This window comes from Pseudomonas sp. FG36 (assembly GCF_057809275.1).
In genome coordinates this window covers 1-18,669 of sequence record NZ_JBMDJQ010000058.1, presented here as the reverse complement: position 1 = coordinate 18,669, position 18,669 = coordinate 1, and the positions used below count along the sequence as shown (strand labels likewise).

Sequence of the window (18,669 nt, the reverse complement as noted above, 5' to 3'; positions counted from 1 at the left end):
TTCAGGTATCAGTGACTTAACGGTCGTGGAAGTTCGAGTCTTCTCCTGGGCACCATACAAAAACCCACTAGCTTGCTAGTGGGTTTTTTCTTGCCTGCGATTTCATGTCGCCGGGCAGCCCCTCCTTCGTCTACCCATGAATTTCCCGTCATGCGCCCATTTGAGAAACAATTTCGTTTACCATTGTTTCCAAATATGTAGCCGTAAGCGAGGAAATACCCGCATGACGATCCGCCCGCAACCGCTGATGCGCACCCTGGCCGCCGCAGTTCTGAGCCTGGTGATCGGCGCTCCGGCCGCCCTGGCAGACGAACCGGTAACGTTGACGATGTACAACGGCCAGCACAAGGAAATCGGTGAAGCCATCGCCAAGGCCTACGAGGCCAAGACCGGTATTCATATCAATATTCGCAAGGGCAGCAGCAACCAGCTGGCCAGCCAGATCATCGAGGAAGGCGAGCGCTCGCCGGCCGACATCATCTATACCGAAGAGTCGCCACCGCTGAACAACCTGGGCGAACTGGGCCTTCTGGCGAAGATCGACGACGCCACCCTGAACATGCTGCCCAAGGAGTACGTAGGTGCCAACGGCACCTGGATGGGCGTCACCGCGCGCACCCGCGTGGTGGTCTACAACCCGAAGAAGATCGATGAGAAGGACCTGCCGACCACGGTGATGGATTTCGCCGGCCCCGAGTGGGACGGCCGTGTCGGCTACGTGCCCACCAGCGGCGCCTTCCAGGAGCAGGCGGTGGCCATCCTCAAGATGCACGGGCGCGAAGCCACCGAAGAATGGCTGACCGGCCTGAAAGCCTTCGGCAAGACCTACACCAACAACATGGTCGCGCTGAAGGCCGTGGAGAAGGGCGAAGTCGCCGCCGTGCTGGTGAACAACTACTACTGGTACGCCCTGGAGCGCGAGCGCGGCAAGCTCGACTCCAAGCTGTACTACCTGGCCGACGGCGACGCCGGCAACCTGGTGACCATCTCCGGTGCTGCCGCGGTCAAGGCCAGCAAGCATCCGAAAGAGGCCCAGGCCCTGCTCAACTGGATGGCCAGCGAAGAAGGCCAGCGCGTGATCACCCAGACCACCGCCGAATACCCGCTGCATAAAGGCATGGTCTCCGACCGTGGCCTGAAGCCGTTCGATGAGCTGCGCCCGCCGAAGATCTCGCCGGCCGACCTTGGCAATGCCGAGGAAGCCATCGAGCTGGAACGTGAGGTTGGCCTGCTCTGATGACTGCCGCCCTGCCCTCGCCCGCCTTGGCGCGTTTCGTCCCCAAGCGCAAGCGCCCGTCCATCTGGGTGGTGCTGCCCGTGCTGTTCCTGGTGGCCATGAGCCTGCTGCCATTGCTGTACGTCGGGCTCAAGGCCTGGGATGCCGGTTGGCATGAAGCCCTGCGCCTGCTATGGCGTCCGTTCGTGTGGGGCTTGCTGCGCAACACCCTGCTGCTGATGGTCGGCGTCACCGCGCTGTGCCTGGTGGTGGGCGTGGCCCTGGCCTGGCTGCTGGAGCGCAGCGATCTGCCGGGCCGACGCCTGTGGGGCGTGGTGCTGTGCCTGCCATTCGCCGTGCCATCGTTTGTCAGCAGCTTCACCTGGGTGTCGCTGAGCTCGGACTTCGAAGGACTGGGCGGGGCGATCCTGGTGATGGCGCTGTCGAAGTACCCACTGGTGTTCCTGCCGGTGGCCGCCACCCTGCGCAACCTGGATACCGCGCTGGAGGAGTCGGCGCGCACTCTGGGCTGCAGCCGCTGGGGTGTGTTCCGCAAGATCACCCTGCCGTTGCTGTGGCCGTCGATGCTCGGCGGCGGGCTGCTGATCGCCCTGCACATGCTGGTGGAGTTCGGCGCCCTGTCGATCCTTGGCCTGCAGACCTTCACCACGGCGATCTACCAGCAGTTCGAGCTGGAATTCAGCAACGCCAACGCCGCAATGCTTTCGGCGGTGCTGCTGGTGCTGTGCCTGGCGATGCTGTGGCTGGAACTGCGGGTGCGTGGCAAAGCGCGTCATGTACGCATTGGCCAGGGCGTGGCGCGCCGCGCCCAACCCTTGCGACTACGCGGCTGGATGCCACTGGGGCAGCTGTTCTGCCTGGCGCTGGCGGTGCTGGGCAGTGGCATTCCACTGGCCATGCTCGGCTACTGGCTGAGCGTGGGCTCATCGGCGGCCTTCCCGGTCGCGGCCATCGGCAAGGCCCTGGGCACCTCGCTGTCGGTGTCATTGGGTGGCGCCGGCTTCTGCGTGCTACTGGCCCTGCCAATCAGCTTCCTCGTGGTGCGCTACAAGGGGCGTCTGGCGATCTGGGCCGAGCGGTTGCCGTATCTGCTGCACGCCCTGCCCGGGCTGGTGATCGCGCTGACCCTGGTGTTCTTTGCCCTGCACTATGTACCGGCGCTGTACCAGACCACGGCGCTGCTGATCCTGGCCTATTCCCTGCTGTTCCTGCCGTTGGCGCAGTCGCCGGTGCGCACCGCACTGAACAAGGCCTCGCCAACCCTGGAAGAGGCGGCGCGCACCTTGGGCGCCAGCAGCTTTGCAGCCTTCTGCCGGGTTACCTTGCCGATCATCTTCCCGGCAATGGCGGCGGCGTTCGCCCTGGTGTTCCTGGATGCAATGAAGGAACTGACCGCCACCCTGCTGCTCAGCCCGACCGGGATGACCACCTTGGCCACCGAGGTGTGGGCGCATACCGCCAATGTCGAGTTCGCGGCGGCGGCGCCTTATGCGGCATTGCTGATCGTGGTTTCGGGATTGCCGGTGTATCTGCTGACTACCAGGATGTACCTGAACAAGGCGTGACAGCCTCCTCTTGGGGGCGCGTTGCGCCCCTTTTGCCGCGGTTCGTCGCCACGACAAGCCGGCTCCCACCCCTACCGCGTCGCTCTCAAGCCCGCACTGTAATTGTGGGAGCCGGCTTGCCGGCGATGAGCCCCCACCTTTCCTCAGGCCCTGAACTGGCCCAAGCTGGCCCGCAACTGCGCCGCCAGGTCATCCAGTACCTTGCTGCTGGCGGTGGTCTGCATCACCACCTCGGCCGAACGCTCGGCCTGGGCATGGATGGTTTCGACTCGCCCACGCACGGCTTGCGCGCCGCTGGCCTGCTGCTCGGCCGCTCGCGTGGCCAGGCCGATCGCCGCATGCACCTGCTCGACAGCAGCCTGCACCGATTGCTGGCGCCGCTCATTGTCGCGCAACACCAGCAAGCCCTCACTGGCCTGGCGCCCGGCCTGGCTGATGGTCGCCACCGCCTCCTTGGCGCCTTGCTGCAGCGCAGCGATATGCGACTGGATATCCCCGGTCGAGCTCTGCGTCTTGCTCGCCAAGGCACGTACCTCATCGGCCACCACGGCGAAACCGCGCCCGGTCTCTCCGGCCCGCGCGGCTTCGATGGCGGCGTTGAGCGCCAGCAGGTTGGTCTGTTCGGCAATGCCATGGATCACCGTCAGCACCACCTCGATCTGCTCGCTCTGCTTGGCCAGCCGCTCGATCACTTGGGAGCCGGTCTGCACTTCGCCGGCCAGGTTCTCGATCAAACGCGCCAGCTGCGTCGAAGCACGGCTGTTCTCGTCGGTCGCCTGGCGAATGTCCACCACCTGCTGCAATGCCGCCTGCATGGCATGGCTCTCGGCCTGGGCCTCGTCAGCCATGCTCGACAGGTCGCGCAGGCTGGCAGCCACTTCGTCGCGCTGCAACGCGGCGGCGGCATCGGCCCCGGCGTTGCGCTGGGCCATGCTGTCGATCTCCACGCCAGTACGCTGCGCCACTTCGCCGGCCTCGCGGACGATGGGCTGCAGCTTGTCGACGAAGCGGTTGACCGCCGAGGCCATGTCGCCGATCTCGTCACGGCTGTCGAGCTTGACGCGCTTGGTCAGGTCACCTTCGCCGGCGGCCAGGTCGTTCAACGCGGCGATCAGCAGGCCAAGCTTGCTGAGGACGCGACGCCCGAGCACCACGGCCACCACCAGCAGCACACCCAGACCGACCAGCACCAGACCCAGGCCGATGCGCCAGCGCAGCTCGGCGGCGGCATCACGCACGGTCTGCGCGGTATTGGCCTGCATCGCCGTGGCGCTGTGCTGGGCTGTCTCCAGGCGCGCACGCAAGGCCTTGCCACTGTCGGCAGCGGCGGCCACCAGGCTATCCCCGACCAGTTGCTCGCCACTGGCGATCAAGGCCGCGAAACGCTGATCCAGAGCCTTGAGCTCCTGGTCGATGCCCGCGGTGGACACGCCCATCAACACCTTGCCGATCTCTGCGCCATTGGGGTTGATCGACGCTTCGACGAAGTACACCGACGGATCCTTGCGCGCGGCATCCAGCACCTTGTCCAGCGCCCGTTCACCCTGGCCCTTTTCCATCAATGCCTGGTTGATCGGGTTCTGCCGGTTGAGGTAGCGGGTCAGGTGCTGGCCCTGAGCATCGTCGTAGATCACGAACAACACGTTGGGATTGCGCTGGGCACGGCGAGCGAAGTCCGAGAGCATCGGCACGTCGTTGTCCCAGATCGCCCGTGGTGCGACCGAGGCCAACAGATCGGCCATTTCATGGGCCGAGTCCCTGAGATTTTCCTCCAGCGTTGCGCGCAACTGCTGCTGCTCATCCTGCAGACGGCTGGACAGGCCCGCACTCAAGCGCTGGCGCGTACTGACGGAAAGGCTGTCGAGCCCAGCCCGGACATCCTCCCCGGCCTGCTCCAGTTCGGCAGCCAGTTTCTGGCTGTCATTGCCCAGGCGCGCCCCCAAATCGGCCTCTAGGGCGGTGACCGTGCTCCGCGTCAGTGCAACGGCAACCAGCACCTGCACCAGAAGAGCGATACCAAGCGCAACAAACACAGGCCGCAAGAGGCGGCTTCGTAACAGTGAAAGGATGGCAGACACGTTGTAACCCTCGTGTTTCTGGCGCCATTACTTTGATGGCATCTACAGAAACTTCTTACAGCAAGGGTTGTGCCTGAGACAGCAGGTATAAATGCCAAAGATATGAGGCGATTATCCATGGCAGCGAAATTGCCTGCGCCGATGCCATGCGCGGGGCAAGCCCGCCGCTACTTCGTACCCCATATGAAAACGCCGCGCCTCCTTGCGGGGGCGCGGCGTTCAGTCAGCTAGCGAGTAGCTGATCAGGCGAACGGATGACGCAGCACGATGGTCTCGTTGCGGTCCGGGCCAGTCGAGATGATGTCGATCGGCGCGCCGACCAGTTCCTCGATGCGCTTGATGTAGTTGCGCGCGGCCTGCGGCAGCTCTTCCAGGGTTTTAACGCCCAGGGTCGACTCGCTCCAGCCTGGCATCTCTTCGTACACCGGCTCCAGGCCGATGTAGCTGTCGGCATCGGAAGGCGCGTCGATGACGGCACCGTTCTCGTTCTTGTAGCCAACGCAGATGTTGATGGTTTCCAGGCCGTCCAGCACGTCCAGCTTGGTCAGGCAGATGCCCGAGATGCTGTTGACGTCGATGGCGCGACGCAGGATCACGGCATCGAACCAGCCACAACGACGGGCACGGCCGGTGGTGGAGCCGAACTCGTGGCCACGCTTGGCCAGGGTGGCGCCGGTTTCGTCGAACAGCTCGGTCGGGAACGGACCGGAACCAACGCGGGTGGTGTAGGCCTTGGTGATGCCCAGGATGTAGTCCAGGTACATCGGGCCAACGCCGGAACCGGTGGAGATGCCGCCGGCGGTGGTGTTGGAGCTGGTGACGTACGGGTAGGTGCCGTGGTCAATGTCCAGCAGCGAGCCCTGGGCGCCTTCGAACATGATGTCCTTGCCGGCGCGGCGCAGGTTGTGCAGCTCGGCGGTGACGTCGAGCATCATCGGCTTGAGCTGCTCGGCGTAGGCCATGCACTCGTCCAGGGTCTGCTGGAAGTCGATGGCCGGCTCTTTGTAGTAGTTCACCAGCTGGAAGTTGTGGTAATCCAGCAGCTCACCGAGCTTGGCGGCGAAGCGCTCGCGGTGGAACAGGTCGCCGACGCGCAGGCCGCGACGGGCCACCTTGTCTTCGTAGGCTGGGCCGATACCACGACCGGTGGTGCCGATCTTGGCTTCGCCGCGGGCTTTTTCACGGGCCTGGTCGAGGGCCACGTGGTACGACAGGATCAGCGGAGCCGCCGGGGAAATGCGCAGGCGCTCGCGCACCGGTACGCCCTTCTCTTCCAGCTTGGTGATTTCACGCATCAGGGCATCCGGGGCAACGACCACGCCGTTGCCGATCAGGCATTGCACGCCTTCACGCAGGATGCCGGACGGAATCAGGTGCAGAACAGTCTTCTCACCGTTGATCACCAGGGTGTGGCCCGCGTTGTGGCCACCTTGGTAGCGCACGACGGCGGCAGCATGTTCGGTCAGCAGATCGACGATCTTGCCTTTGCCCTCATCACCCCACTGGGTGCCCAGGACGACGACATTCTTACCCATTACATTTGTCCTCATTCACGCAAACTTGGTGCCGGCCCATTGCCGGCGAAGAATCTCAATGGGTCAGCGGCAGAACCTGCCAGCGCCCGTCTTGCTGAATCAATTGCCGATCACAATCCGCCTTGAGGGCAGCACTCAGCGGCTGGCCAGGCAAAGCCTGGACCACTCGCTGGCCCTCGTTGCGCAACTGGCAGACCATCTGCCAGAGGGCCGCATCGCTGCTGTCGGGCATCCAGATGCCGCCAGCAGGCAATACGACCTCCGCTCGCCCCAGTGTGACCAGGGTCTTCAAATCCGTGGAGAATCCGGTGGCCGGGCGTGCCCGGCCAAAATCAGCGCCGATGTCGTCATAACGGCCGCCCTGGGCGATCGATTGACCTTCGCCAGGCACGAACACGGCGAACACCACGCCGGTGTGATAGTGGTAGCCGCGCAGTTCGCCGAGGTCGAAGTACAGCGGCAGGTCCGGGTAGCGCGAAGCCAGGCGATCGGCGATCGCCAACAGGTCGTCCAGCGCCGCCAGCACGCTGGCCGGAGCACGGCCCAGGCGCACACGGGCCTCGGCCAGCACTTCACGACCACCGCACAGCTCGCACAGGGCGCGCAGCATGTTGCCGAGGTCCTTCGGCAAGTCTGCGGTCAGCGCCTGCACTTCATCGACAGCCTTGCGCTGCAGGGCATCGAACAGCTGCTGCTCGACCGCGCCGGACAGGTTGGCGGCACGGGCCAGACCACGGTAGATACCGACATGGCCAAGGTCCATGTGCACATCGGCGACATCGGTCAGTTGCAGCGTGGCGAGCATCAGGCTGATGACTTCGACATCGCTGGTAGGGCTGGCGTCGCCGTACAACTCGGCGCCCAGCTGGATCGGGCTGCGCGAGGTCGACAGGGCACGCGGCTGCGCATGCAGCACGCTGCCGGCATAGCACAGGCGGCTCGGGCCTTCACGGCGCAGGGTGTGGGCGTCGATGCGCGCCACCTGCGGCGTGAAGTCGGCACGGAAGCCCATCAGGCGGCCGGACTGCGGGTCGACGACCTTGAAGGTACGCTGGTCCAGGTCCTGGCCGGCGCCGGTGAGCAGCGACTCCAGGTACTCGATATGCGGGGTGACGACCAGTTCGTAACCCCAACTCTGGAACAGGTCCAACACCTGACGACGCGCGATCTCGATGCGCGCCGCCTCAGGTGGCAGTACTTCCTCGATGCCATCTGGCAGTAGCCAGCGGTCTACCGTTGCCATTACGCCATTTCCCCTCTGGTCCGGGCGGCCTGCCAGCTGGCGAGCCGTGAGTAAAGCAGGCATTGACGCACAACAGCGGGCAGCACCGATCCCAGCGCAACCACCGTAGCCAATACCCTCGAATTGCCTTGCGACCTGACCAAACCGTCAACTGGCCGTTTGCCAATCAACCTTGCAGACGCAAAAAAGCCGGGAATTTCCCGGCTGACTCATCATACACCCCTTTTCATTCAGGATGCACCCCGCCAGGCATTTTAGCTGCCCGGCGGGGCGAATCCCTCATGAGAGCACGATCAGGGCTTGCTCTTGTCCAGGAAACGGAAGAACTCGTTCTTCGAATCCAGGACCAGCACATCGCTCTTGCTGGAGAAGCTTTCGCGGTAAGCCTTGAGGCTACGGTAGAACGCGTAGAAATCGGCGTCCTGCGTGTAGGCCTTGGCATAGATGGCAGCTGCCTGGGCATCGCCATCACCGCGGGTCTCTTCCGCTTCGCGGTACGCTTCAGCCAGCAGCACGCGGCGCTGACGGTCGGCGTCGGCACGAATACCTTCGGCCAGCTCGTTACCCTTGGCGCGGTGCTCGCGGGCTTCACGCTCGCGCTCGGTGCTCATACGGTCGAACACGCTGCGGTTGACTTCCTTGGGCAGGTCGATGGCCTTGACGCGAACGTCGACCACTTCGATACCCAGCTCCTTGCTGGCCATGCGGTTCAGCGAGGCGGTGATATCCGCCATCAGCGCATCACGCTCACCGGAAACCACTTCGTGCAGGGTGCGTTTACCAAACTGGTCACGCAGGCCGCTTTCCAGACGACGCGACAGGCGCTCGTCGGCGATCTGCTTCATACCCGAAGTTGCGGTATAGAAGCGCTCGGCGTCCTTGACCCGCCATTTGGCGTAGGCATCGACCATCACCGCTTTCTTCTCCAGCGTCAGGAAACGCTGGGTCGGTGCGTCGAGGGTCATCAGGCGGGCGTCGAACTTGCGCACCTGGTTCACGTACGGCACCTTCACGTGCAGGCCAGGCTGGACATCGGCCTTGACCACGCGGCCGAACTGCAGCAATACCGCGCGTTCAGTCTGCGAAACGATGTAGAAGCAGTTCCAGGCGGCGATCGCCAGCACCACGGCGCCGATCAGGGCGAACAGTGACTTATTGCTCATCAGCGGCTCTCCCTGGAACGCAGCGGCGGTTGTGGTTGCAGGTCCTGCGCGGCACGCGCGGCGGCGTCATTGACCGACGGCGATACGCTGCTGGCCGGCGCTGCACTGTTGCCACGGCTGCCTTCGACCATCTTGTCCAGCGGCAGGTAGAGCAGGTTGTTCTGCCCGTCCTTGGCCGTGACCAGGACCTTGCTGGAGTTGCTGTAGACCTCCTGCATGGTGTCCAGATACAGACGCTGACGCGTGACCTCCGGCGCCTTGCGGTACTCGGCGACCAGCTTGGTGAAGCGATCGGCCTCACCCTTGGCGCGGGCGATGACTTCATCGCGGTAGCCGTTGGCGTCCTCGATGATGCGCTGCGCCTGGCCACGGGCCTCCGGCACCACGCCGTTGGCGTAGGACTCGGCCTGGTTGCGCGCACGCTGCTCGTCCTCACGGGCACGGATCACGTCGTCGAAGGCTTCCTGCACTTCACGCGGGGCTGCCGCGCTCTGTACGTTGACCTGGGTGACGGTGATACCGGTACGGTAGGTGTCGAGGAAGCGCTGCAGACGCTCGCGGATGTCCACGGCCATCTGCTCGCGGCCTTCGGTCAGCACCTGGTCCATCGAGGTGGAACCCACCACGTGGCGCAGGGCGCTGTCGGTCGCATGCTGCAGGCTGACTTCCGGCTGGTCGACGTTGAGCACGAAGTCCTGCAGGTTGCTGATGCGGTACTGCACGGTCAGTGGTACTTCGACGATGTTCTCGTCTTCGGTGAGCATCTGCCCCTGCTTGGTGTAGGCCCGCTCGCGAGTCACGTTTTCCATGTACTTGCGGTCGATCGGCGGGAAATAGATATTCAGGCCGGGACCAACGGTCTCGTAGTACTTGCCGAAGCGCAGCACCACGGCCTGCTCCTGCTCGTCCACGACATAGACGGCGTTGTACAGCCAGATTGCCGCCAGAGCCGCCAGGCCGATGCCCAGCAGGCCGTAGCCGCCACCCTTGCCGATATTGCGGTCACCGCCGCCGCCACGTTTCTTGCCACTGCCGAACATGCCGTTCAGGCTGTCCTGCAGCTTGCGGAAGGCCTCGTCCAGATCCGGTGGACCTTTCTTGTCGCCACCACCGCCGCCACCATTACGGCGGCCGCCCCAGGGATCCTGATTGTTCGAGTTGCCACCCGGCTCGTTCCAAGCCATAGCGCTCTCCATCTGATAAAGCAAAGACGCGCCCACGGCGCGCCGTCCAATGCTACAGAATGCCTGTCACGGCTGCCCGGCGACCTCGACGGGCATTTATTGCAAAGTGTGTTGCTCGACAAACACTTGCGGCTCCATGCCTTCGCGGCTGACCAGGCGATTCAGCTCGACCCTGGGCAGTCGCACGCTCAGCAGGCTGCGCCCTTCTTCATCATGCTCTTCACTCTGCACGGCACCCAGGGCAAAGAATTGCGCGCGCAGGCGGGCAAACCGTTGCTCCAGGCACAGGGTTCCGACATACAGGTCGTCCCCCAGCAACTCGGCAATCGCCTGGCCAACCAACTCCAGGCCTCGTCCATCGCGTGCCGATACCCAGACCCGCTGCGGCTTGCCATCGGCATCGCGCTGGATCTGCGGCTCGACATCTTCGAGCAGGTCGAGTTTGTTATAGACCTCGAGGATCGGCAAGCTCTCGGCACCGATCTCGCCCAGCACCGCCAGTACCTGTTCAATCTGCTCCATTCGCTCGGGCTCATGGGCATCGATCACGTGCAGCAGCAGGTCGGAGTTGCTCGACTCTTCGAGCGTAGCCCGAAATGCCTCGACCAGCTTGTGCGGCAGGTGGCGGATGAAACCTACGGTGTCGGCCAGCACGATCGGCCCCAGGTCGGCCAGCTCGAGCCGGCGCAAGGTCGGGTCGAGGGTGGCGAACAGCTGGTCCGCGGCATACACATCGGATTGCGTGAGTGCGTTGAACAGGGTCGATTTACCGGCGTTGGTATAACCCACCAGCGACACCGAAGGAATGTCGGCGCGCTTGCGCCCACGACGGGCCTGCTCGCGCTGGCTGCGCACCTTCTCCAGGCGTGCCTTGATCTGGCGCAGGCGCACCCGCAGCAGGCGGCGGTCGGTTTCGAGCTGGGTTTCACCCGGACCACGCAGGCCGATACCGCCTTTTTGCCGCTCAAGGTGGGTCCAACCGCGTACCAGTCGCGTGCTCATGTGCTCGAGCTGGGCCAGTTCGACCTGCAGCTTGCCTTCGTGAGTACGCGCCCGCTGGGCGAAGATATCGAGAATCAGCCCGGTACGATCCAGCACGCGACACTCGAAGACGCGCTCGAGGTTGCGTTCCTGGCTGGGCGTGAGGGTGTGATTGAAAATCACAAGGTCGGCTTCGGCCGAATGGACCAGGTCGCGCAACTCCTCGACCTTGCCACTGCCGATCAGAAACTTGGCGGTGGGCTGATGCCGCGCCACTGTCACCAGCGAAACGATATCGGCTCCGGCCGACAGCGCCAGCTCCTGAAACTCCTGCGGGTCTTCGCGCGCCTCAGGGTTCTGACCTTCCAAGTGAACGAGCAACGCTCGCTCACCACCACCGTGGCGCTCAAAGAACAATGCAGGCTCCTACTTTTTTCAAGCGTTGCCTGGCTCGCTGTCGCCGTGCTCACCATCGGTCGGGCTTGGCAGACGAACCGGGCGTGCGGGGACGACGGTCGAAATGGCGTGCTTGTAGACCATCTGGCTGACGGTGTTTTTCAGCAGCACGACGAACTGGTCGAAGGATTCGATCTGGCCCTGCAGCTTGATCCCGTTGACCAGATAGATCGAAACCGGGACTTTTTCTTTTCTCAAGGTGTTCAAGTAAGGGTCTTGTAGCGAATGCCCTTTTGACATATGCCGCACTCCTGTAAGGATCAATAATAGAAAATCAAGAAAATCGATAAATTATGCCGCCCCTTCGCAAGAATAGACGGCAACTGGCAGGGACTCAGCTCAATATGGAGACGGTCCCCAGGTATTTCAAGGTGCGGGACAGATTGTCGCAGGCCAGGCTATCCAGCCAGTGGACGTCGGACCAGCCGCGCAACCAGGTGAATTGCCGCTTGGCCAGCTGACGCGTGGCAATGATACCGCGTTCACGCATCTCATTCTCAGTCAGCTTGCCGTCGAGGTAGTCCCAGACCTGCCGATACCCCACTGCCCTTATAGACGGCAGCTCGGCGTGCAAGTCACTTCTGGCCCGCAGCGTTCGGACCTCGTCGACAAAGCCCTGTTCCAGCATCTGTGAAAATCGTAACGCAATTCGCTGATGCAAAATGTGACGATCTGTAGGCGCTATCGCCAGGCTGGCGACAGTATAGGGCAAATGCTCGCCCGCGCCTGCGTCTGCGCCGCTACTTTGCGCGTATTGACGCTGACGGTGGGCGGTCATGCTCTCGCCGCTCACTTTGTACACTTCAAGCGCACGGATCAGCCGCTGCGGGTCATTCGGATGAATACGCGCCGCCGACTCCGGATCGACTTCGGCCAGTTGCCGGTGCAATTCGACCAGGCCGAGGGCCTGCGCCTGTGCCTCAAGCTCGGCGCGCACCGTGGCATCGGCTGGTGGCATGTCCGCCAGGCCATCGACCAGTGCCTTGTAGTAGAGCATGGTGCCGCCGACCAGCAGCGGGATCTTGCCGCGCGCGGTGATCTCGGCCATGGCTTGGAGAGCATCGGTGCAGAAACGCTTGGCCGAGTAGCTTTCGGCGGGGTCGAGAATGTCGATCAGGCGGTGCGGATGGGCGGCCAGCACTTCCTTGGAGGGCTTGGCGGTACCGATGTCCATGCCGCGATAGACCAGCGCCGAGTCGACGCTGATCAGCTCGCAGGGCAGCTTGCTGGTCAGCTCGATCGCCAGATCGGTCTTGCCGGCCGCGGTCGGGCCCATGAGGAAAATCGCCGGAGGTCTGGCACTCATGTCATCGGCCCCGCAGGAACAGCTTGTCCAGATCGTCCAGGCCCATCTGGGTCCAAGTCGGTCGGCCGTGGTTGCACTGGCCGCTGCGCTCGGTGTTCTCCATGTCGCGCAGCAAGGCGTTCATCTCGGGGATGGCCAGGCGCCGGTTGGCCCGCACCGCGCCATGGCAGGCCATGGTCCCCAGCAGCTCGTTGAGGTGCGCCTGGATACGGTCACTGGTGCCGTACTCCATGAGGTCGGCCAGCACATCCTGCACCAGGCGATTGGCCTCGGCCTGCTTGAGCAAGGCCGGGATCTGGCGGATCGCCAGGGTTTCCGGGCCCAGGCGCTGCAGTTCGAAGCCCAGGCGCTGGAACCACTGGGCATGCTCCTCGGCGCAGTCGGCTTCGCGCTGGCTCAACGCCAGCGACTCGGGCACCAGCAATGGCTGGCCGCTCAAACCTTCGCTGGCCATGGCCACTTTCAGACGCTCGTACATGATCCGCTCATGGGCGGCATGCATATCCACCAGCACCAGGCCGACGGCGTTCTCGGCAAGGATATAGATCCCCTTGAGCTGCGCCAGCGCGTAGCCCAGCGGTGGAATGTCGCCCTGGCTTTCCGGCAACGCGCTCGGCGCGGCGGCGGCATTGTCCAGGGGGGCGTAGAACTCGCGGTAGGCCGCCTGGGCCTCGCCGGCATTCAGCGGCTGGGAGGGCCTGGGCGTGTACTGGTACTGATAGCCTGCTCCCGAACCGCTCGAAGCGAAGCCCCGCTGCTCGCCCTGAGGCTGCTCGAGCACTGGCGAGGCCAGGCGCATTTCGCCTTGGGGGCCGAACTCGCCGGCCTGCAAGCCACTGGGGCGGACCAGTTCGTCGGTGGCCGCCGGCGCCGCAAGCTGGTCTTCCGGGCGCACATCGGCCAGGGCACGGTGCAAGGTGCCGTAGAGGAAGTCATGGACCATGCGCCCTTCACGGAAGCGCACTTCGTGCTTGGTCGGGTGGACGTTGACGTCCACGCCGGTCGGGTCGCACTCGAGGAACAGCACGAAGGTCGGGTGCCGACCATTGAACAGCACATCCCGATAAGCCTGGCGCACCGCATGGGCGACCAGCTTGTCGCGCACCGCGCGGCCATTGACGAAGAAGTACTGCAGGTCGGCCTGGCTGCGCGAGAACGTCGGCAAGCCGACCCAACCCCACAGGCGCAGGCCGTTGCGCTCGACATCGATCGGCAGCGCCTGCTCGAGGAAGCCCGGGCCGCAGATGGTGCCGACGCGCCGCGCCCGCGCCATCTCGTCGGCGGCCTCGTGCAGGCTGAAGATGGTCTTGCCGTTGTGCCGCAGGTGAAAGCCCACGTCGAAACGCGCCAGCGCCAGACGCCGGATCACTTCCTGCAGGTGATCGAATTCGGTCTTTTCGGCCTTGAGGAACTTGCGTCGGGCCGGGGTATTGAAGAACAGGTCACGCACTTCGACCGAGGTGCCGACCGGATGAGCCGCCGGCTGTACCCGCGGGAGCATGTCGCGCCCCTCGGTCTCCACCTGCCAGGCCTCGCTGGCCTCGGCAGTACGCGAGGTGAGGGTCAGGCGGGCGACCGAGCTGATCGATGCCAGCGCCTCGCCGCGAAACCCCAGGCTGAGCACGCCTTCGAGGTCTTCCAGCTCACGAATCTTGCTGGTGGCGTGACGCGCCAGGGCCAGCGGCAGGTCATCGGGGGCAATACCACCGCCGTTGTCACGCACCCGCAGCAACTTCACACCGCCCTGTTCGACCTCGACTTCGATACGCCGGGCACCGGAGTCGAGGCTGTTCTCCAGCAGTTCCTTGGCTACCGACGCAGGGCGTTCAACTACCTCGCCGGCGGCGATCTGGTTGGCCAGCCGCGGGCTGAGCAGCTGGATGCGCGAGCCGCCACTCATCGCTGGGACGCCAGGGCGGTGGTCGGAATGTCGAGGTGCTGGCCGACTTTCAACTCATCGCTTTTCAGGCTGTTGCTGCTGCGCAGGGCGGCAACACTCACCTGGTAGCGCACGGCGATCATCGCCAGGGTCTCGCCAGGTCGCACGGTGTGCTCACGCGGTCCCTGGGCGATCTTGCCGCTGTCACGCAGCCAGGCAATGTAGGTGCCCGGCGGCGGGTTCTGCTGGAAGAACTGACGCACACCGGTATGGATCGAACGCGCCAAGGCCTGCTGATGGCTGCGGGTAGCCAGCTTGGCCGCCTCGTTGGCATTGGAGATGAACCCGGTTTCAACGAGGATCGACGGGATGTCCGGCGACTTCAACACCATGAACCCGGCCTGCTCAACCCGCTGCTTGTGCAGCGGCGTGACCCGGCCCATGTTGCCCAGTACCTTCTGCCCGACGTTAAGGCTGGAACTGAGGGTGGCGGTCATCGACAAGTCGAGCAGCACGCCGGCCAGCATGCGGTCCTTGTCGTCGAGGCTGACGTTGCCGGCACCGCCGATCAGGTCGGAGCGGTTTTCCGTGTCGGCCAGCCAGCGGGCGGTCTCGGAGGTGGCACCGCGGTCGGACAGGGCGAACACCGAGGCGCCGAAGGCAGCCTTGGACGGCGCGGCGTCGGCGTGGATCGAGACGAACAGGTCGGCGCCCTTCTTGCGGGCGATCTCGGTGCGCTTGCGCAGCGGGATGAAGTAGTCGCCGGTGCGGGTCAGCTCGGCGCGGTAGCCCTTCTCGGAGTTGATCTGGCGCTGCAGTTCCTTGGCGATATCCAGCACGATGTCTTTCTCGTGCTGGCCACGCGAGCCGGACGCGCCCGGGTCTTCGCCGCCGTGGCCGGCGTCGATGGCGACCACGATGTCACGCTTGCCACTCGGCGCCGGCGGCAGCTTGATCGCCGGCTGCGCCGGGGTGACGGGCACCGCCGGCGTGGTGGCCGGTGGCTGCGGTGTCGGCGGCGGGGTCGGGTTGCTGGCGGCGATGGCGTCGGCTTCCTGGTCGTACAGGTCGACCACCAGGCGGTTGCCGTACTGGGCGTTCGGGGCCAGGGTGAAGCTCTTCGGCGACACGGCTTTCTTCAGGTCGACCACAACGCGCAGGTCGGTGGGCGTGCGCTGGGCCGAACGCACGCTGGTGATCGGCGTGTTCGAGGTGGAGACGTTCAGCGGCGCCCCCAGGGTGGCACCGTTGATATCGATCACCAGGCGATCGGGAGCGCTCAGGGTGAAGACGCTGTGCTGCACAGGCCCGGACAGGTCGAAGACCAGCCGCGTGTTGTCCGGAGCGCGCCACAGGCGCATGCTCTTGACTTGAGTGACGGCCAGAGCGTCAACGGTCACCGCGGTCAGCAGCAGCCCAACGACAGCGACCAGTGCGCGTATGCGCATACCTTTCCCCACTTACTGTATGAATTCTTTGGCCAGAACGGCACACCAGGCTTCGCCGCGTGCCCCCTGCGGCGACAGGTTCAGCGAACGTCCGCCCGCTTGCGGGCTTATGGTAATGGTCAGGTCGGGCTTTGGCAAAACGCCCGCACCTTTATCGGGCCATTCGAACAGGCACAATGCATCACCCTCGAAATAATCGCGAATGCCCATGAATTCAAGCTCTTCCGGGTCGACCAGACGATAGAGGTCGAAGTGGAAGGCGCGAATCTCACCAATCTCGTAGGGTTCAACCACGGTAAATGTCGGACTTTTCACCGGGCCGGTATGACCCAGGCCCCGGATCAGCCCGCGGGAAAGGGTGGTTTTGCCGGCCCCCAGGTCGCCCTCGAGAAAAATCACACCATGACCTTTGGTCACTTCGGCCAGTTTCGCGCCAAAGGCGACGGTGGCGTCCTCGTCGCCCAGAAACAGGGTTATGCCTGACACGCTGAATGCTCCTCCAATAACGCTCTTATGACCGGCACCAGATCACTGGCCGCCAGCCCTCTACCTTTGACACCCAACCGCTCGCCGGCGCACGCATGCAGCCACACCCCCAGGCATGCGGCCTGCCAGGCGTCCAGCCCCTGGGCCAGCAAGGCTGCCAGCACGCCTGTCAACACATCGCCCAATCCGGCACCGGCCATGGCTGGGTGCCCACGGCCGCAAAACGCCAACTGCCCGGCAGGGTCGGCCACCAACGTGCCGGCGCCCTTGAGCACACAGACGCTGGCGTAGCGACGCGCCAGCTTGCGCGCCGCACCCGGCCGGTCGGCCTGCACCGCCTCGGTGGAAATCCCCAGCAGGCGCGCGGCCTCTCCGGGGTGCGGGGTGAGGATGCTGCCGCTGGGCAGTGCCAGTGGCGTGTGCGCCAGCAAGTTGAGCGCATCGGCGTCCCACACCTGTGGCCGGTGGGCATTGGCCACCGCCGACAACAGGCTGCGCCCCCACCCGGCCTGGCCGAGGCCAGGGCCGACCACCAGCACCGTGGCACGCTCGAGCAGCGCCATCAGCTGGTTGGCCGAGCTCACGCCCAGCCACATGGTCTCGGGCAGGCGTGTCAGCCCCGCAGCTACGTGCTCGGGGCGGGTGGCCACGCTGACCAGGCCGGCGCCGCAACGCAACGCCGCCTCGCCACTGAGCATGACTGCGCCGCCCGTGCCGAGGTCGCCGCCGACCACCAGCACATGGCCGAAATCGCCCTTGTGGGCATCAGCGGCACGTGGCGGCAACCTGGCCAAGGTCAGGCTGCTGAGCGGTAATGGGGGGTGTTTGGTCTGAGGCATGGGGTCAAAGGCTCCGATGTCTGGCAGAATTATACGCACCTCCGCTTGTAATGCTTGTTCATCCATGTCCGCCGACCTTCCAGACATCGCCACACTGGCCCAATCAATCAAGGATTGGGGCCGCGAACTCGGTTTTGCCCATGTCGGCATCGCCGGTGTCGACCTTGGCGAGCACGAGCAGCACCTGCAGCGTTGGCTGGCCGCCGGCCACAATGGCGAGATGGAGTACATGGGCGAGCATGGCAACAAGCGCTCGCGCCCGGCCGAGCTGATACCCGGCACGTTGCGGGTGATCTCGATGCGCATGGACTACCTGCCCGGCGACACGCAGATGGCCAAGCGCCTGGCAGAGCCGGAAAAAGCCTACATCTCGCGCTACGCCCTGGGCCGCGACTACCACAAGCTGGTGCGCAAGCGTGTGCAGCACTTCGCCGACCGCATCCAGGAAGCCATCGGCCCGTTCGGCTACCGCGCCTTCGTCGACAGCGCCCCGGTGCTGGAGAAAGCCCTGGCCCAGGAGGCTGGCCTTGGCTGGATCGGCAAGAACACCCTGCTGCTCAACCGCAAGGCGGGCAGCTATTTCTTCCTCGCCGAGTTGTTCGTCGACTTGCCGCTGCCGATCGACGGCGTGCAGGGCAGCGATCATTGCGGGCGTTGCCAGGCCTGCCTGGACATCTGCCCGACCCAGGCGTTCGTCGGGCCCTATCAGCTCGATGCCCGGCGCTGCATCTCGTACCTGACCATCGAATTGCGCGGGGCCATTCCACTGGAACTGCGTTCATTGATCGGTAACCGGGTGTTTGGTTGCGACGATTGCCAGATTGTCTGCCCGTGGAACCGTTTCGCCAAGACCACGACCGAAGACGACTTCATGCCCCGCCGGGGGCTGGACAATATCGAACTGGCCGAACTGTTCCTGTGGGACGAAAAGCGCTTTCTCGGCTGCACCGAAGGCTCGCCATTGCGCCGGGCGGGGTATGAACGCTTCCTGCGCAACCTCGCGGTGGGGCTTGGCAACGCACCGTCGACCATCCCCGTGCTGGAGGCGCTCAATGCGCGGCGGGATGATCCTTCGGAGCTGGTACGCGAACACGTGGAATGGGCCCTGGCTCGCCACAACGCCCTTTGAAGCTCGCTGTTTTGCCTTTGCCTTTGCCTTTGCCTTTGCCTTTGCCTTTGGCGATCAAAAGGTCAACCCCATAGCCCGCGAGCGCCAGCTGCGCCAGTGCAGGCGCCGCCCGTAACTTCGCGACTTCAGGAGGCCGAACG

15 protein-coding genes and 1 pseudogene are annotated in these 18,669 nt (G+C 64.5%); 3 read left to right on the top strand and 13 right to left on the bottom strand.

Going from position 1 to position 18,669, the window contains the following annotated elements; all coding sequences use genetic code 11:
• Positions 1-223 precede the first annotated feature (223 nt).
• Positions 224-1,237 carry an extracellular solute-binding protein gene (locus ACODS9_RS25775; protein ID WP_023629373.1) on the top strand — a complete coding sequence of 338 codons (1,014 nt, stop codon included), beginning with the start codon at positions 224-226 and terminating at the stop codon, positions 1,235-1,237.
• Positions 1,237-2,802 carry an ABC transporter permease gene (locus tag ACODS9_RS25770; RefSeq protein ID WP_489095063.1) on the top strand — a complete coding sequence of 522 codons (1,566 nt, stop codon included), beginning with the start codon at positions 1,237-1,239 and terminating at the stop codon, positions 2,800-2,802. The genes ACODS9_RS25775 and ACODS9_RS25770 overlap by 1 nt, the downstream gene beginning before the upstream one ends.
• Positions 2,803-2,945: 143 nt before the next feature.
• On the opposite strand, the gene ACODS9_RS25765 is transcribed toward ACODS9_RS25770, so the two are convergent.
• The 13 genes and pseudogenes from ACODS9_RS25765 to ACODS9_RS25705 form a co-directional block, all read right to left on the bottom strand.
• Positions 2,946-3,650, bottom strand: a complete 705-nt coding sequence (locus tag ACODS9_RS25765; RefSeq protein ID WP_371920599.1) for a methyl-accepting chemotaxis protein — start codon at positions 3,648-3,650, stop codon at positions 2,946-2,948.
• A 201-nt stretch (positions 3,651-3,851) separates the two neighbouring features.
• A pseudogene (locus ACODS9_RS25760) lies at positions 3,852-4,064 on the bottom strand (methyl-accepting chemotaxis protein); the annotation flags it as partial.
• 1,058 nt (positions 4,065-5,122) lie between these two features.
• Positions 5,123-6,415, bottom strand: a complete 1,293-nt coding sequence (locus ACODS9_RS25755; protein WP_028688256.1) for an adenylosuccinate synthase — start codon at positions 6,413-6,415, stop codon at positions 5,123-5,125.
• Positions 6,416-6,470: 55 nt separating this feature from the next.
• Positions 6,471-7,658 (bottom strand): ATP phosphoribosyltransferase regulatory subunit, encoded by a 1,188-nt coding sequence (locus ACODS9_RS25750; protein WP_489095062.1) that lies wholly within the window; start codon positions 7,656-7,658, stop codon positions 6,471-6,473.
• Between the two features lie 293 nt (positions 7,659-7,951).
• The gene (gene hflC / locus ACODS9_RS25745) at positions 7,952-8,821 is read right to left on the bottom strand and encodes a protease modulator HflC (RefSeq protein WP_023629896.1); all 870 of its coding nucleotides are present in this window, start codon (positions 8,819-8,821) and stop codon (positions 7,952-7,954) included.
• The gene (hflK, locus tag ACODS9_RS25740) at positions 8,821-10,005 is read right to left on the bottom strand and encodes an FtsH protease activity modulator HflK (RefSeq protein ID WP_046853999.1); all 1,185 of its coding nucleotides are present in this window, start codon (positions 10,003-10,005) and stop codon (positions 8,821-8,823) included. The genes hflC and hflK overlap by 1 nt, the downstream gene beginning before the upstream one ends.
• A 96-nt stretch (positions 10,006-10,101) precedes the next feature.
• A complete protein-coding gene (hflX, locus tag ACODS9_RS25735) occupies positions 10,102-11,403 on the bottom strand; it encodes a ribosome rescue GTPase HflX (protein ID WP_023629895.1) in 1,302 nt (433 codons plus the stop codon).
• 18 nt (positions 11,404-11,421) lie between these two features.
• Positions 11,422-11,682 (bottom strand): RNA chaperone Hfq, encoded by a 261-nt coding sequence (hfq, locus tag ACODS9_RS25730; protein ID WP_023629894.1) that lies wholly within the window; start codon positions 11,680-11,682, stop codon positions 11,422-11,424.
• A gap of 94 nt (positions 11,683-11,776) precedes the next feature.
• Positions 11,777-12,748, bottom strand: a complete 972-nt coding sequence (gene miaA, locus ACODS9_RS25725; RefSeq protein WP_489095061.1) for a tRNA (adenosine(37)-N6)-dimethylallyltransferase MiaA — start codon at positions 12,746-12,748, stop codon at positions 11,777-11,779.
• Position 12,749: 1 nt separating this feature from the next.
• Positions 12,750-14,648: a DNA mismatch repair endonuclease MutL gene (gene mutL / locus ACODS9_RS25720; RefSeq protein ID WP_489095060.1), complete on the bottom strand. Its 1,899-nt coding sequence runs from the start codon at positions 14,646-14,648 to the stop codon at positions 12,750-12,752.
• On the bottom strand, positions 14,645-16,087 hold the full coding sequence (locus ACODS9_RS25715; RefSeq protein ID WP_489095059.1) for an N-acetylmuramoyl-L-alanine amidase: 1,443 nt from the start codon (positions 16,085-16,087) through the stop codon (positions 14,645-14,647). Before ACODS9_RS25715 ends, mutL begins: the two co-directional genes overlap by 4 nt.
• The gene (tsaE, locus tag ACODS9_RS25710) at positions 16,088-16,561 is read right to left on the bottom strand and encodes a tRNA (adenosine(37)-N6)-threonylcarbamoyltransferase complex ATPase subunit type 1 TsaE (protein ID WP_046853996.1); all 474 of its coding nucleotides are present in this window, start codon (positions 16,559-16,561) and stop codon (positions 16,088-16,090) included.
• Positions 16,549-17,400: an NAD(P)H-hydrate dehydratase gene (locus ACODS9_RS25705; protein WP_489095058.1), complete on the bottom strand. Its 852-nt coding sequence runs from the start codon at positions 17,398-17,400 to the stop codon at positions 16,549-16,551. Before ACODS9_RS25705 ends, tsaE begins: the two co-directional genes overlap by 13 nt.
• A 64-nt stretch (positions 17,401-17,464) precedes the next feature.
• Here ACODS9_RS25705 and queG point away from each other — a divergent pair, with 64 nt between their 5' ends.
• Positions 17,465-18,529 (top strand): tRNA epoxyqueuosine(34) reductase QueG, encoded by a 1,065-nt coding sequence (gene queG, locus ACODS9_RS25700; protein ID WP_217867370.1) that lies wholly within the window; start codon positions 17,465-17,467, stop codon positions 18,527-18,529.
• Positions 18,530-18,669: the final 140 nt, after the last annotated feature.

Excerpts from the sequence above, each read along its gene's own strand:
- ACODS9_RS25775 (WP_023629373.1), top strand. The coding sequence starts at position 224 with ATGACGATCCGCCCGCAACCGCTGATGCGCACCCTGGCCGCCGCAGTT.
- ACODS9_RS25770 (WP_489095063.1), top strand. The coding sequence starts at position 1,237 with ATGACTGCCGCCCTGCCCTCGCCCGCCTTGGCGCGTTTCGTCCCCAAG.
- ACODS9_RS25765 (WP_371920599.1), bottom strand. The coding sequence starts at position 3,650 with ATGGCTGACGAGGCCCAGGCCGAGAGCCATGCCATGCAGGCGGCATTG.
- ACODS9_RS25755 (WP_028688256.1), bottom strand. The coding sequence starts at position 6,415 with ATGGGTAAGAATGTCGTCGTCCTGGGCACCCAGTGGGGTGATGAGGGC.
- ACODS9_RS25750 (WP_489095062.1), bottom strand. The coding sequence starts at position 7,658 with ATGGCAACGGTAGACCGCTGGCTACTGCCAGATGGCATCGAGGAAGTA.
- hflC (WP_023629896.1), bottom strand. The coding sequence starts at position 8,821 with ATGAGCAATAAGTCACTGTTCGCCCTGATCGGCGCCGTGGTGCTGGCG.
- hflK (WP_046853999.1), bottom strand. The coding sequence starts at position 10,005 with ATGGCTTGGAACGAGCCGGGTGGCAACTCGAACAATCAGGATCCCTGG.
- hfq (WP_023629894.1), bottom strand. The coding sequence starts at position 11,682 with ATGTCAAAAGGGCATTCGCTACAAGACCCTTACTTGAACACCTTGAGA.
- miaA (WP_489095061.1), bottom strand. The coding sequence starts at position 12,748 with ATGAGTGCCAGACCTCCGGCGATTTTCCTCATGGGCCCGACCGCGGCC.
- mutL (WP_489095060.1), bottom strand. The coding sequence starts at position 14,648 with ATGAGTGGCGGCTCGCGCATCCAGCTGCTCAGCCCGCGGCTGGCCAAC.
- ACODS9_RS25705 (WP_489095058.1), bottom strand. The coding sequence starts at position 17,400 with ATGCCTCAGACCAAACACCCCCCATTACCGCTCAGCAGCCTGACCTTG.
- queG (WP_217867370.1), top strand. The coding sequence starts at position 17,465 with ATGTCCGCCGACCTTCCAGACATCGCCACACTGGCCCAATCAATCAAG.